Origin of the sequence: Nocardia sp. NPDC020380 (assembly GCF_044386975.1) — a bacterium.
Classification (GTDB): Bacteria; Actinomycetota; Actinomycetes; order Mycobacteriales; family Mycobacteriaceae; genus Nocardia.
Map to the genome: position 1 here is coordinate 1 of NZ_JBIRVQ010000001.1, position 13681 is coordinate 13681.

Sequence of the window (13681 nt, forward strand, 5' to 3'; positions counted from 1 at the left end):
TGGCCCTCTTCGCCGCCCGCACCTACTTCAGCCTCACCAGCAAAATCCCCGCCCTCCGCCGCAAATTCGTCCAAGACCTCTACACCTACCGCGGCTCCGAACCCACGGCTTGAACTGCCATTCCTCCACCGCGTCTACCATTCGAATCTAGAATGGTAGACACGGTGTCGTTCGTGGCACAGGAGGAGGAACGATGAGCCTGAACATCAAGAACGAACACGTCCATGCCCTCGTCCGCGAGGCGGCACGACGCACCGGCCTGTCCCAGACCAGCGTGGTGGAGGAAGCGATGACCCGGATGCTGCGAGACCTCGATGCCGTCGATCAAGAGCGAACCGATCCGCGAATGAACGTGCAACTGCAGGAGATCGAAGTCATCCTCGCCGATCTCCATTCCCGGATGACACCCGAATTCCGGGCAACCCTGTCCACGGACGACCTCTTTGACGAAGAGGGCATGCCGGCGTGATCGTCGATGCCTCAGCCGTGATTGCAATCCTGCAAGAAGAGCCCGAACGCCCGGCGTTCCTGAAGGCAATCGTTTCGGCAGCACAGCCGATGATGTCAGTCGTCAATCATCTCGAGGTAGCCATCAAGGTCGATCGCCACCCCGACCCCATCGTCGCCCGCCGCGCAGACGAACTGATCAAGCGCCTGCGCATCGACCTACAACCGATCACCGTGGAGCAGGCCGCCATAGCCCGCGCCGCCTACCGTGACTTCGGCAAAGGCAGCGGCCACCGCGCCCAGCTCAACCTCGGCGACTGCTTCGCCTACGCCCTGGCCATCACCACCGATAAACCCTTGCTGTACAAGGGAAACGACTTCATCCACACCGACATCCGCTCAGCCCTCCACGACTGAGGTCAACGGATTTCGCCTGGTCGAAACGCACGCGCGGTTAGGATGAGCATCATGTCGATAGGGCATTACTGCGAGCCACCCGGGCTTCCCGAGTTCATGACATGGGAGGAGCTCGAACAGCTACCCGAAGAGGTAGCGGGCCAGATCGAGTTGTGGAATGGACGGGTCGTCTGGGTGCGGCGTGGTCCGGCCGAGCATCAGGACTACACCAACACAATATGGAACGCATTGCGGCATCATGCTCGAGAGTCGATGTCGGTAGATCGCGACCAATGCTGGCGTGCTTCAACCGAGACCAGTATCTTCTTCGGACCCACCGGCAAGTCCGACTTCGTCACTCCGGACGTCCTGATCTACCGGTGCCTGGCCAACAGATACCAGGACATTCGCGGCGATGATGTACTACTCGCCGGCGAAGTCCTGTCCCCCAGCAATCGGTACAGCGATATCGAAGCAAAGAAGGCCCGCTACGCCGAGGCACGAATCCCGTGGTACTGGGAGGTCGCGCTCTCACACGCCGCCGAACCGGTCCATGGCATCGACACCGTGCGCGCCTACGCCCTGGAGACCGGACCCGGATCCTTGCCGGCAGGAGTCCAGCCACTGCACCCAGCCAATTACATCCTCATCGACGAGTGGAACCCGAAGAACACCAGCGGAATTCACACCATCTTCCCGTTCCCGATCGACATCCCCTGGACGGAACTCGAACCCTGAGCCGGACCGCTTCTCGCAGAAGGGGTCCGGGTTGGGGTGTCAGCCTGCGAGTTTGGCCAGGTTGGGGAAGTTGCTGAGTTCCCAGCCGCCGTCTACGACCATGTCGATTCCCGTGATGTAGGAGGCTTCTTCGGAGGCCAGGAACAATGCGGGACCGGCGATCTGTTCGGGGGTGGCGGCTACACCCATCGGAATGCGTTCCAGGAACATCTGTTTGGCGGGTTCGTAGCCCATGACGGCGGCCACCAGCGGCGTATCGACCAAGCCGGGCAGGACGGAGTTGACGCGGATCTTGTATTGCGCCAGCTCCAGGGCCGCGTTCTTGGTGAACATGACTACGCCCGCCTTGCCGGTGGCGTAGGGGCTGCCGCCGGGCATGGGGACTCGGCCGTCGAGGGAGGAGATGTTGACGATCGCGCCGGCGCCGCGCTCCTTCATGTGCCGCGCTTCGTGTTTGGTGCAGAGGAAGACGCTCTTCTGGACCAGGTCGACGGTGAAATCCCAGTCGGCTTCGGTCAATTCGGTGATGGCGCCGATGCGGGAGCCGCCCGCGACATTGAAGGCCGCGTCGAGGCCGCCGAAACGGGTTGCCGCCGTGGCCATGCCGGATTCGACTTCGGATTCGATGGTCACGTCGGTGACCACCGGGACGAAGGAGTCGCCCCATTCGGCGGCTCGCTTCTGGAGGCCGGCCTCGTCGATATCGAGGCCCACCACCGAGGCGCCCTCGGCCAGCAGGGCGGCGGTGACGGCGGCGCCGATGCCGGAGGCGGCGCCTGTCACGACGGCTGATTTGCCTTCGAAGCGTCTGGTCATCGGTGGGTCTCCGTTCCGTGGCGGCCTGCGCGCAGGAACTCGCCGGTGCGTTCGGTGCCGAGATGCTCGGCCTTCTTGCCGTTGCCGAAGACGTATTCGCCGTTCACGAGGACCGCGGTGACGGTGGCGTCATTGCGGTTGACCATGCGGGAGAGGCCGTCGAACTCGGGGATCGGGTTTTCCGCGTAGGCGTCCAGGGACTCGTCCAGGTGTACCGGGTCGAGGATCAGGACGTCGGCGCGGTCACCGACACGAAGGTGGCCGGTGTCGAGGTCGTACCAGTCGGCGAGTTCGCCGGTGAGGCGGTGGACCGCGTGTTCGATTGTCATGAACGGGGTTCCGGCCTGCTGGGCGTCGCGGACACGGCGGAGCAGGCGCAGGCCGAAGTTGTAGAAGGCCATATTGCGGAGGTGCGCGCCCGCGTCCGAGAAGCCCAGTTGCAGGCCGGGGTCGGCGGCCAGCTTGTTGAGGACCTCGGGGCGGTGGTTGGAGATGGTGGTGCGCCAGCGGACCTTCGAGCCGTACTCGACGACCAAATCCAGGAACGCATCCACGGGATGCGCGCCGCGCTCCTCGCCGACCTGGCCGAAGCTCTTGCCGATCACGCTCGCGTCGGGGCATTCGGTGATCTCGGCGTCGAAGAAGTCGCGGTGCCAGACTCGCGGGCCCCACTTCTTCTCGTAATCCTTGCGGAACCAGCGCCGGTACTCCTGGTCGGCGAGCAGTTCACGACGCTGTTCCAGCTCGTTCGAAAGATGCAGGGCCGCCGCACCGGAACCGAATTCCTCGAACACCGGCAGATCGATGCCGTCGGAGTACACCTCGAACGGCACCGGCAGATGCTGGAAGCGGAAGTCGCCGCCCAGCCGGTTCAGCACCCGGGCGATCCCGGACAGCAGGAACACCACACCCGGAATCGCCTTGATGTCGGCGGCCGACAGCAGGCTCACCTTCAGCTTCGGCCGGAAGAAACCGAGCGTGCTCGCCGCCATGGCGATGAGGCTCTGCGGCCGCGCCACATCCGGTCCGCCCTGCAAGGCCCGGCCGCGATCCCGCAGAATCCGGTTGAGCCGCCGCCGTTCCCGCGTGGTCGCGTAGGTGGACGGCAGCGTCCGCGACCGGCACACCTCACCGTCCAGCTTGTCGAACATGAGCTGCTGCGAGGACATGCCGACGAAACCGGCATCGAGGGCCTCGATCAGCTTGTGCTCCATGGCCTTCAGCTCGGCGGCCGTCGGCTGCACGTCCGGGGTGGTGGCCCGTTCCAGGCCCAGCTGCGCCGCCCGGATATCCGAATGACCGATGAACGCGGCCAGATTCGGGCCCAGCGGCAGCGACTCCAGCGCCCGCACATAACCGTGCGCGCTGGTCCACGACTTGGTGTCGTCGACCGCGGCCACCACGTGCTTCCGCGGAATCGCCTCCACCCGCCCGAACAGGTCACCCGCGTCCTGGCCGGTCACATGCACCGTCGACAGCGAGCAGGAGCCGAGCAGAATGGTGGTCATCCCGTGCCGCAGCGACTCCGACAGCGTCGGATCCAGCAGCACCTCGACGTCGTAATGGGTGTGGATATCGATCATGCCGGGCATGACCCACTGCCCGGTCGCGTCGATGACACGCGCACAACCGGTTTCGTCCAGCGGCTCCGCGCTCACGGCGGCGACCCGCCCGTTCCGCAGGCCCAGATGCCGGATCGCGGACGGCGCACCCGTGCCGTCGAACCAGCGGCCACCCTTGATAATGGTGTCGTACATGGGTTTTCAATCCCCCAGAGCGAGTTGTCGGCGCAACACCTTGCCGGTCGCATTGCGCGGCAAGGGTTCCGCCGTGATGAGCCAGCGGGCCGGCACCTTGAAGTAGGCCAGCTGTTTGGCCACATGATCGCGCAATTCGTCCTCGGTCAGCGAATCCGGGGCGTCGACCACGACGATCGCCGCCACCTCTTGCCCGAGATCCTCGTGCGCGACGCCGATGACGGCCGATTCCCGCACCGCCGGATGCTCGTCGAGGACATTCTCGATCTCCTGCGGATAGACGTTCTCGCCACCGCGCAGAATCAGATCCGAACGACGACCGGAGATATAGAGCCGGCCCTGGCGCAGTACACCGAAATCGCCGGTCCGCAACCAGCGGTCCGCATCGATGGACGCCGCGGTGGCGCCCTCGTCGTTCCAGTAGCCGAGCATGACGTACGGGCTGCGCACACAGATCTCGCCCTCGACGCCGTCCAGCACCGGCTTGCCGTCGGGATCGCGGACCTCGATCGAGACGCCGATCACCGCGCGCCCCACCGTTTCCGCATCCGCGGCCAGCTCCGGCGGCGTCGCCACGGTCGCGGCGGTACCGCTCTCCGTGCAGCCGTAACTGGTGGTCAGGCCCTGCAAGGCGACCGGGAAGTGCTCGCGCAGCCGCTGCAGCAGGGCCGGCGAGGACGGCGCCGAATTCAGTGAGAACGCGGTCAGCGAGGACAGGTCGTACTGCGAGATATCCAGGCTCAGCAGGCGATTCGCGAGGGTCGGCACCGCCGCCCAGTTGGTGACCCGCTCGGTCTCCACCAGCCGCAACACCGAATCGGCATCATAGGAACCGGACGGGAAGACCACCGCGTCACCCGTGGCGATCCGCGGCACCGCCAGATTGTGCAGGCTCGCGATGTGGAACAGCGGCATGGTCGCCAGGAAGCGGCGGCCCGCCGGTGAACCGTCCCACGCGAGACCCCGGAAACCGGCCGCCATCGCATCGTTGAAACGGTGATAGTCGCTGACCGCCACCATGTTCCGCTGCGTGTGCACCACGCCCTTGGGTCGTCCGGTGGTGCCGCTGGTGTACAGGATGATCGCCGGATCATCCTCGCCCACGGTCGCTTCCGGATTGCCGCCCGCGAACTCGGTCAGCAGGGCGGGCAGATCGCCGTCCATGGTGAGCACCGGAATATCGGTCCCGGTCTCGGCCAGCAGCGCCGCCCGCTTGGCATCGGCGATCACCACCTTCGGCGCGGTGTGCTCCAGCCCGTAGGCGATCTCGCGCGGCGCCCACCAGGCGTTGTACCCGACCGGGATGGCGCCCAGCCGCTGCGCCGCCCAGAAGGTGAGCACCCATTCCGGCGCATTGGCGGCCAGAATGCCGACCCGATCGCCCTTGCCGAGGCCGTACCGCTCCCGCAGCGCCGCCGCCAGCGCGCCCGCCGCCGCGTAGTGCTCGGCGAAGGTGAGCCGCCGGCCCGCCGCCACCAGATAGTCGCGGTCACCCAGCTCGCGCGACCCCTCGAGCAGTTCCAGCAGTGAGCGGGCGCGGTTCCGGAAGACCGGGATCGGGGCGCCCAGCACCTGTTCGACCGTCAGCTCGAACGGCCCGCCCGGCCCGGTCAGGCCCGCGGCGACCTTCGCCGCGAGCGCCTGGAGGTCAACGGCATTCGTCATGAATCAAGTCCTCGCGATTCGTCAGGGAACCTTCGCAGCTTGCCCGAGCAAGCCGGGCCCGCGGGCATGAACGGCCGAAAATCTGGCGCAGGCGTGCAACTTTTCCCGGACATCAGGACTGTCCCCGCACCGCGTCGAAGGTGGCCTTCAGATAGGCGTCCGCGCGATCGGAACCGATCAGGCCCGCCGCCATCCGATTCATGGCGTAGGCGAACGTGACCCGGTGATCCAGATCGTTCACCACCATCGCGCCACCCAGACCCGCCCACCAGCACACCCGGCCGTCCGGGACGTGCGGGGCCGTCTGCGACTGCGGCAGGCCGTAACCGATCCCGAACCGCAGCGGCAGCATGATCGCCAGATCCACACCGTCGGACTGCTGCTCGAAGATCAGGTCGATGGTCTTGCCCGACAGGAAACGGCGGCCACTCAGCTCACCGCCATTACTGATCAGCGACTGCAAGCGGGCGATGGACCGCGCATTGCCGTGACCGCCCATGCCGCCCAGTTCCGCGCTCCGCCACTCCGGCGTGCCGACCTCCGCGAAATCCAGCAGCGGCTGGAACAGGGTCTTGAACATGACACTGTCCTGCGGCAGCAACGACTGATCGAACTCCGGGAGCTCCGGCGGGATCAAGGTGGCGATACGGCCGAAATCCTCGGCATCGGTGCCGATGTGGAAGTCCGCGCCCAGCGGGCCGGCCAGCTCCTCCGCGAAGAAACGACGCAGCGAGCGGCCCGTGATGCGCTGGATCAGCGCGCCGATGAGGTGGCCGTAGTTCATGGCGTGATAGCCCGACGCGGTGCCCGGCTCCCACCACGGGGCCTGTGCCGCCAGACGATCGGCGGCGGCCTCGGCGTCATAGATATCGGCCAGCACGATCGGGGCTTCCCAGCCGGAGACGCCCGAGGTGTGCGAAAGCAGATGCCGCACTTCGATATCGGCCTTGCCATTGGCCGCGAACTCCGGCCAATAGTGCGACACCTTCTGATGCACATCCAGTTCGCCGCGATCGACCAGCAGCAGCGCGCACAACGCCACCATGGTCTTGGTGATCGAGAAGGTGTTCACCAGGGTGTCCGCACCCCAGCGCCGCGTCTGCTCCGGATCGGCGTAACCACCCCACAGATCCAGCACCGGAGTGCCGTCCACCGTGATGGCCAGTGACGCGCCCAGTTCGGCGCCGGAATCCACCTGCTCCTCGAAAGCCGCACGGACCCCGGCGAATTCGTCGGTACAGAAACCCGCGACAGTGCTCACGCCGCGCCCTCCCGCACCTGGGCGCCCGCCGCACGCGCCGGCACCGGCAGCGTATAGCCGTGCGTCGCGGCGCGTTTCGCGCCCCGCGCCATCTCGCGCTCCAGCTCCCGTACATACGGCTCGAATTCGATCTGAATGGTGTGCCGCGGGGAATCGTAGTAACGGCCGGAACGGGCCGCCTCCGCCTCGCGCATGCTCTCCTTCATCTCCGTCTCCGACGGCAGGCGGTAATTGCCGGTCAGGTAGGCGGCGATCAGCTTCGACTGCTGCTCGGCGAAATTCACCAGCGTCGGCATGGGCTGGGCCAGCCCCAGGAAGAACAGGTTGTCGATACCCGGCTTGATCATCTGCCGGTACAGCGGGAACATATTGCGCTCATCGGGCAGCAGCTCCGATTCGGCGAAGAACGGGAAGTTGATGTGATATCCGGTGGCGCACACCACCACATCGACCTCCTCTGCACTGCCGTCGGCGAAATGCACCTTGTCGCCGTCCAATCGGGTGATGGCGGGCTTGAAGGTGATATCGCCGCAGCCGGCGCGGTGCAGGAATTCCTCGCTCGCGGACGGATGCGCCTCGAAGGGCAGGTGATCCGGCTTGGGCAGGCCGTAATCCTCCATCTGCCCGCGGTTCTTCACCACGAAGCGTTGCTTCATCTTCAACGCCATCTTGGGCGGAATCCACGCCGGCATGGACCGCTTGTCGCCGACCTGGCCGTTCACGTACTTGGGCAGCACCCAGACGCCGCGGCGGGCGGACAGGTAGAACTTCGAGGCGATGAAGCGCTGCGACAGTTCGGTGGCGATGTCCAGGCCCGAATTGCCCATGCCCACCACCACGATCCGCTTACCGCGCATATCGATCGGATCGAACGGGTCGTTGTAGGCGTGCGAATGCATGAGGATGCCGTCGAATTCACCCGGATAGTCGGGCAGGCGCGGGTCCCAGTGGTGGCCGTTGCAGACCAGCAGCACGTCATAGGTCTCGGTGCGGCCGGCGTCGGTGGTGACCACCCACAGGCCGTCCGCATCGCGCTCGGCGGAGATCACCTTGTTGCCGAAGATGATTCGATCGCGGAAGCCGAAATGATCGACGTAATCCTTGAAATACCGGTGCAACTGGGTGTGATGCGGGAAGTCGGGCCACTCGTCCGGGGCCGGGTAGTCCTCGAATTGCAGGCGGAATTTCGAGGTGTCGATGTGCAGGCTCTGATAGCAGGCCGACATGCCGTTCGGGTTCTTGAAGTACCAGTTTCCGCCCACCTCGTCCGACGCTTCGTAGCAGTCGAAGGGAATCCCGTACTCGGCCAGTCGTTTTGCGACGGTTATTCCGGACGGGCCGGCGCCGATGACGCACACCCGGGGCAACTCACGTGTTTCCAATGTCACTCAATCCTTCTCCGGACGTGATGTGACACACACGCTAACACTCACTAGACAGCGTGTCTAGTGAGTGAACTTGCGTCTATTATTCAAGCGTGACCCGGACCGACGAAGACCAGAACACCCCGCGCCGCACCTCGCTGCGCGACGAACAGAAACGCCTCACCCGCAGCCGGCTCATCGAAGCCGCCACCCAGCTGTTCACCACCCAGGGCTACGCGACCGTGCGCGTCGACGACATCGCCGCCGCCGTCGGCTGCAGCCGCGCCACCTTCTACCTGCACTTCACCGGTAAACCGGATGTCCTGCGCGCCATCGCCGAACAGGGCACGCTGCCCAGCGTCCAGCATTTCTACGAAGACTTGGACCATGTCCTCGACACCGGATCCCGCACCGAATTCGCGGCCTGGATGCGGCGCGCCATCGACTGGTTCCAGGAATACAAGGACCTGCTCCCCGCCTGGGACGAGGCCACCGCGCTCGAACCCGAATTCCGCGAGGTCGCCCGCGAAGGGATCCTCGCGCTCCCCAATGTCATGACCTCGTACCTGTCCCGGTGGCCCGCCGACCGCCAGGACGAGGCGCGACTGCGCATAGAACTGCTCGTCGCGCAGCTGGAACGGTTCTTCACACGCTGGGCGATGCAGGGCACCATCGACGTCTCCGCCGACGAGGCGGCCAATGTCCTCACCGATATCTGGTTCCCGGCCCTGCAATCGCCCGGCGCCTGATCAGCCGAGCCCGACCAGCTCCGCGGTTCGATCGAAAGTGCTGGTGCGCAACGACTTATCGCGCCGGGCCGGTACGGCGGGCAGGAACCGCAGGCCCGGCGTGGAAGTGTAGAACTGCCCGGTGGTTTCGGTGAGCGACGGATCGAGCGCCAGGCGAATCCCCATCTGCGCACCCTGCTCGGGGGTGCGGACGAACGGTGTGTGCGACAAGGTTCGAGCCGCCGCGGAGATGACGCGGCTACTCCGGATCAGTCCCGAAGCCACCGCGCCGGGGCAGAAGCTGTTCACGGTGACGCCGGTCCCGGCGAGCCGCTGGGCCAGCTCCTCGGTGAACAGGATGTTCAGCAGTTTCGAACGCCCGTAGATGGGTTGTGAGCCGATGGCGCTGTGGCGCAACGGTTCCGCGAAATCCTCGGGACGCAGGCGGGCAGCGGCGCGATGCGCTTCCGATGCCGTCACCACGATGCGCGAAGGGGCGGCGGCGATCAGCGGATCGAGCAGCAGATGCGTCAGCAGGAACGGGCCGAGGTGGTTGGTCCCGGCCATCAGCTCGTATCCGTCGCGGGTAATGCCCGCCTCGAAGCTGTGCACGCCCGCGTTGTCGAAGAGGATGTCGATCTGCGAGGTATCGGCGACGATTCGCGCCGCCGCCGTGCGCACCGAAGAGAGATCCGCCAGGTCGGCGAGCACATAGTCGAGGCGGCCGACCGCGCCGGGTTCGGCCGCCAGTTCCACGAGCGTGTCCTGAGCCTTCGATTCGCTGCGCGCCACGAGCGTGAGGTTCGCGCCTCGCCGTGCCATCGCACGGGCGATCTCCTTGCCGATGCCGTTGGTGGCGCCGGTGATCACTATCTGCTTGCCGACGATCGTGCGTTCTTCGTAGCTGGGCACGGTGTGCTCCTCAGTCTTCCTGGCGGATCGGCTTAAATGTCAGCGACATTCAAATGTCGCTGACATCTGAAGCAGTCTAGGCCACCTCACCGGCCGAATCGAGCCCGATAAACTTCCCGGATGCCCACACGGATGAGCCGCCCGCAGTCCCAGGCGCAGACCCGTGCCCGGCTGATCGAATCCGCGGCCACCCTGTACCTGCGCGACGGCTACGCCGCCACCTCGAACAATCAGGTCGCCGAAGCAGCCGGATACAGCCGCGGCGCGGTCTACTCGAACTTCGCGAGCAAGGAAGACCTCGCCCTCGCCGTGCTCGACAAGCACACCGCCGAGGAATTCGAGGCCGTCCGCCACATCATGGCCACCGGCACCGTCGCCGAACGCATCACCGCCCTCCGGACCTGGATGGCCGCCACGATCCAGGATCCGCAATGGGCACTGTTCAAGGCCGAACTCGCCTTCGCCGCCCGGCACAGCCGGACCCTGCCCGCACAACTCGCGGAACGCGATCAGAACGCACGGCGCGAACTCACCGAACTGATCGAACAGGTCACCGCCGAACTCGAAGTCGCGGTACCCATCCGCCCGCAGGTGCTCGCCGGGCTGATCCTCGCGCTGGGCAAGGGGATCGCGATCGACTGCCTCGTCGAACCGGCGGAACCGCAGAGCTGGATCGACGAGATCTTCACCCTCGTCGAACCGCTACTGACCCTGCTCGCTATCGATCCTTCGGCCGACCGGCAGTCCTGAGCTCAGCTCAGGCGACGCGCACCGGCGCCAAAGCGCCTGCGGCAGTGCGATAACGGTCGGCCAGCAAACGCACCACCGCGGGATGGGTGCCGATCGGATCGGCCACACCGTCCGCACCGGCCTCGTGCAGGCGTTGATGGAACAGACCGTGCGCCAGCAGATAAGACGCGATGAAAACGCGCCGAGCACCGGACTGGCGCACGGACGCAACAACTTCCGGGACCCGAGGCTCACCGGTGGCGATGTAGGCCACCTGCACGGGCGCACCGATCTGCTCGGCGAGCATGCCCGCCGCCCGCCGGACATCGTGCCGCGCACGAGCATCCGAGGAACCCGCCGCCGCGAACACCACCGCATCACCCGGCCGCCAGCCCGCTGCCCGTAGGCGCACCCGCATGACCATGGCCAGCATCGGATCGGGCCCCATAGCGGGGGTTACCGCGACCGCCGGATGCGCACTGGCGGCCACTTCCCGCGGCACATCCTGATACACGTGATACCCCGACGCCAGAAACGCCGGAACCACCACGGCCGGAACCGAACCCAGATCCGTCAGCACCTCGGCGGGCGCCGGCCCCAGCACATCCACGAACGCCGTGCGAACCACCGGCGCCGAAAGTAACGATGCCGGTGCAGCCCCGAAAACGGCACCGGCATCCGTCCCTGCACCCTCGCCCGCGAGACCACGCACGGGAACCGGCGCACCCAGCTCCCGAGCCACGGCCTCAGCCAGCTCGGCAATCATCTCCACACCCTTCGCGCTCCTGGTGCCATGCGCCACCAGCACCAGCGCCGGGCTACTCACCACACCCCCGAAGCACGCCCACGCACCGCCCCACCGGGCTGCCCGGCCGACCGCGCCGGAACCACCGGCCGCGACGAAACCTCAGGGCGCGCAGCAGAACCGCCGACCGGCGAACCCGGCCCCGGAGCGTGTCCAGAAGTGTCGGGGCGGGCAGCAGAACTCGCTGCCGGCGCAGCGGGCACCGAGCGGGGCGGAATCGTGGGGCGCGCCCCACCGCCCGCTGCCGGGTGTGAGGCGCCGAGCGCGCGGGCGCCGAGATTCTGCCGGGACGCCGGGACCGGCGCGGGCACGACAGGACGCTGCGTATTGGCCTGAGGCTGTGCGGGACTTGCGGTCGGCATATCGAAGTTGGGCGGGCGCGTGCCGGAAATCTGGGACGGGAAATCGCGCCGCGCACCGGGGACCTGGGGCCGGGCCGGGAGCGGCTGGCGGGCGGGTGGGGTCGCGATGGTCGGGTGGGGGTTGTCCATGCACTCGGCGGGGTCGAGGGCCAGGCGGTAGCCACGTTTCACGACGGTTTGGATGGCCTTGGGGGTGCCGAGGCCGGCTCGGAGGCGGGCTATGGCGGTTTCTACGGCGTGGGTGTCGTCGCCTCCACCGGGGAGGGCGGCCAGGAGGTCCTCGCGGGAGACCACGCGGCCGGGCTGGCGGGCCAGGGAGCGCATCAATGCCATGGGGGCGGGAGCCAGTTGGCGGACCTGGCCGTCGACTACTACGCAGGCGCCGCGGACGCTGAGGGTGTGGCCGGCGGCGGGGATGCGGTTGGCGCGGCGCGGGAGTTCCTCGGCCACGTGGCGAGCCAGGGCGCCCAGGCGGGCGCGGGCGGGCATGGAGGTGGCCACGCCGAGTTCCTCGAGGGGGGCGGCGGTGATGGGGCCGACGCAGGCGGGGAGGACGCGGGTGCGGAAGGCGTGCAGGACGGCTTCCAGGAGGCCGGTTTCCTTGGCGCGCATGAGGAGTGAGGCGACGGCGGGGGCGCTGGTGAAGGTCACGCAGTCGATGGCGGCGGTGACGATGGCCTCGAGCATGCGGTCCATGGGGGTGCGGTCGTCGGGCGGGACCCAGCGGTAGACCGGGACCGGGACGACATCCGCTCCGGCGCAACGCAAGACCTCGCAGAAGTCCGGCACCGGCTCCCATTCGGTGGTCGCACCGTGCAACTGCACCGCGATGCGGACGCCTTCGACCCCTTGGGCCAGTAGATGATCCAGCACCTCGGCGCTGGATTCCGAAGCGGGAGACCATTCTTCGCGCAGCTCCGCCGCGCGGATGGCGCCTTTGGCCTTGGGGCCGCGGGCCAGCAGACGCGTGGAAGCCAGTGCGGTGTGCAGTTCTTCGGCCAGCCCCCAGCCCTCCGCGGCTTCCATCCAGCCGCGGAAGCCGATACCGGTGGTGGCCACACTGATCTGCGGCGGATCCGCCACCAGCTGGCGCGTCACCCGCTCCAGCTCGGTGTCGTCGGACAGGGGAATGATCCGGATCGCCGGCGCGGCCTGAATGGTCGCGCCCCGGCGGGCCAGCAGGGTGCCGAGCTCGTCCGCGCGCCGTGCGGCGGTGATGCCGACCGTGAACCCGGCCAGCGGGGTACCCGCGTCGACCTCGGTCATGCCGTACCGCCGGTGAACCGCAAGGGGTCGTTGGACACCGCGACCACACCGTCCACGACCCGGACGGCGTACACCGGCAGCGACTGGCTCGCATCGTCCAGGCAACGCCCGTCGACGAGCGAGAACGCCTGCTTCAGCAGCGGCGAAGCGATCACCGGGACTCCCCCGCGATCACCCACGATGCCGCGCGACATGACCGCCGCCCGGCCGAACGGATCGATATTGCCGACGGCGAAGAGCGTGCCGTCGGTGGCCAGGAAGAGCGCCGCTTGACGGCCGCCCTTCAAAAGGACCGCCACGCCGCGGCCGGGAATCAGATAGTCCAACCGGCAGGCCTGGGTCCAGCCGGTGATGCTGGTGGCAGTGCTGGGTGTGTCGATCACGGTCATCGGTAACTCTCCTCCGAACGCCTTACTTATTGGTACCGACGGCCTG

General features: G+C 67.0%; 13 protein-coding genes and 1 pseudogene. 5 read left to right on the top strand and 9 right to left on the bottom strand.

The window, feature by feature from the left end; genetic code table 11:
- Positions 1-193: 193 nt before the first annotated feature.
- The 3 genes from ACH438_RS00005 to ACH438_RS00015 are packed head-to-tail and all read left to right on the top strand — an operon-like array spanning position 194 to position 1581.
- Positions 194-469 carry a type II toxin-antitoxin system VapB family antitoxin gene (locus ACH438_RS00005; RefSeq protein WP_396999401.1) on the top strand — a complete coding sequence of 92 codons (276 nt, stop codon included), beginning with the start codon at positions 194-196 and terminating at the stop codon, positions 467-469.
- Positions 466-864, top strand: coding sequence for a type II toxin-antitoxin system VapC family toxin (locus ACH438_RS00010; RefSeq protein WP_396999403.1), 399 nt, complete (start codon positions 466-468; stop codon positions 862-864). Before ACH438_RS00005 ends, ACH438_RS00010 begins: the two co-directional genes overlap by 4 nt.
- A gap of 51 nt (positions 865-915) precedes the next feature.
- A complete protein-coding gene (locus ACH438_RS00015; RefSeq protein WP_396999405.1) occupies positions 916-1581 on the top strand; it encodes a Uma2 family endonuclease in 666 nt (221 codons plus the stop codon).
- Positions 1582-1620: 39 nt separating this feature from the next.
- Here the strand turns inward: ACH438_RS00015 and ACH438_RS00020 are convergent, their stop codons facing one another.
- The 5 genes from ACH438_RS00020 to ACH438_RS00040 all read right to left on the bottom strand — a co-directional run bounded on the left by ACH438_RS00020 (position 1621) and on the right by ACH438_RS00040 (position 8462).
- Complete coding sequence (locus ACH438_RS00020) at positions 1621-2397, bottom strand: SDR family NAD(P)-dependent oxidoreductase (RefSeq protein ID WP_396999407.1); 777 nt, start codon at positions 2395-2397, stop codon at positions 1621-1623.
- Positions 2394-4154: an amidohydrolase family protein gene (locus tag ACH438_RS00025; RefSeq protein ID WP_396999409.1), complete on the bottom strand. Its 1761-nt coding sequence runs from the start codon at positions 4152-4154 to the stop codon at positions 2394-2396. Before ACH438_RS00025 ends, ACH438_RS00020 begins: the two co-directional genes overlap by 4 nt.
- A gap of 6 nt (positions 4155-4160) precedes the next feature.
- The gene (locus ACH438_RS00030) at positions 4161-5819 is read right to left on the bottom strand and encodes a class I adenylate-forming enzyme family protein (protein WP_396999411.1); all 1659 of its coding nucleotides are present in this window, start codon (positions 5817-5819) and stop codon (positions 4161-4163) included.
- A gap of 112 nt (positions 5820-5931) precedes the next feature.
- Complete coding sequence (locus ACH438_RS00035) at positions 5932-7080, bottom strand: serine hydrolase domain-containing protein (protein ID WP_396999413.1); 1149 nt, start codon at positions 7078-7080, stop codon at positions 5932-5934.
- The gene (locus tag ACH438_RS00040) at positions 7077-8462 is read right to left on the bottom strand and encodes a flavin-containing monooxygenase (protein WP_397000669.1); all 1386 of its coding nucleotides are present in this window, start codon (positions 8460-8462) and stop codon (positions 7077-7079) included. Before ACH438_RS00040 ends, ACH438_RS00035 begins: the two co-directional genes overlap by 4 nt.
- A 95-nt stretch (positions 8463-8557) precedes the next feature.
- Here ACH438_RS00040 and ACH438_RS00045 point away from each other — a divergent pair, with 95 nt between their 5' ends.
- Positions 8558-9193: a TetR/AcrR family transcriptional regulator gene (locus tag ACH438_RS00045; protein WP_396999415.1), complete on the top strand. Its 636-nt coding sequence runs from the start codon at positions 8558-8560 to the stop codon at positions 9191-9193.
- Here the strand turns inward: ACH438_RS00045 and ACH438_RS00050 are convergent, their stop codons facing one another.
- Entirely contained in the window at positions 9194-10084 is an 891-nt protein-coding gene (locus ACH438_RS00050) for an SDR family NAD(P)-dependent oxidoreductase (protein WP_396999417.1), read from the bottom strand. It abuts the gene before it with no gap.
- Between the two features lie 120 nt (positions 10085-10204).
- On the opposite strand from ACH438_RS00050, the gene ACH438_RS00055 reads away from it, so the two are divergent.
- Positions 10205-10834: a TetR/AcrR family transcriptional regulator gene (locus tag ACH438_RS00055; RefSeq protein WP_396999419.1), complete on the top strand. Its 630-nt coding sequence runs from the start codon at positions 10205-10207 to the stop codon at positions 10832-10834.
- Between the two features lie 7 nt (positions 10835-10841).
- On the opposite strand, the gene ACH438_RS00060 is transcribed toward ACH438_RS00055, so the two are convergent.
- The 3 genes and pseudogenes from ACH438_RS00060 to nirD form a co-directional block, all read right to left on the bottom strand.
- Positions 10842-11639 carry a sirohydrochlorin chelatase gene (locus ACH438_RS00060; RefSeq protein WP_396999421.1) on the bottom strand — a complete coding sequence of 266 codons (798 nt, stop codon included), beginning with the start codon at positions 11637-11639 and terminating at the stop codon, positions 10842-10844.
- A 461-nt stretch (positions 11640-12100) separates the two neighbouring features.
- A pseudogene (locus tag ACH438_RS00065) lies at positions 12101-13246 on the bottom strand (uroporphyrinogen-III synthase); the annotation flags it as partial.
- Positions 13243-13635: a nitrite reductase small subunit NirD gene (gene nirD, locus ACH438_RS00070; RefSeq protein ID WP_396999423.1), complete on the bottom strand. Its 393-nt coding sequence runs from the start codon at positions 13633-13635 to the stop codon at positions 13243-13245. The gene nirD and the pseudogene ACH438_RS00065, both read right to left, overlap by 4 nt.
- Between the last annotated feature and the right edge of the window lie 46 nt (positions 13636-13681).

What these genes read in the sequence shown, in the direction of transcription:
- nirD (WP_396999423.1), bottom strand. Translation starts at nt 13,635, where the DNA reads ATGACCGTGATCGACACACCCAGCACTGCCACCAGCATCACCGGCTGG.
- ACH438_RS00030 (WP_396999411.1), bottom strand. Translation starts at nt 5,819, where the DNA reads ATGACGAATGCCGTTGACCTCCAGGCGCTCGCGGCGAAGGTCGCCGCG.
- ACH438_RS00055 (WP_396999419.1), top strand. Translation starts at nt 10,205, where the DNA reads ATGCCCACACGGATGAGCCGCCCGCAGTCCCAGGCGCAGACCCGTGCC.
- ACH438_RS00015 (WP_396999405.1), top strand. Translation starts at nt 916, where the DNA reads ATGTCGATAGGGCATTACTGCGAGCCACCCGGGCTTCCCGAGTTCATG.
- ACH438_RS00020 (WP_396999407.1), bottom strand. Translation starts at nt 2,397, where the DNA reads ATGACCAGACGCTTCGAAGGCAAATCAGCCGTCGTGACAGGCGCCGCC.
- ACH438_RS00025 (WP_396999409.1), bottom strand. Translation starts at nt 4,154, where the DNA reads ATGTACGACACCATTATCAAGGGTGGCCGCTGGTTCGACGGCACGGGT.
- ACH438_RS00005 (WP_396999401.1), top strand. Translation starts at nt 194, where the DNA reads ATGAGCCTGAACATCAAGAACGAACACGTCCATGCCCTCGTCCGCGAG.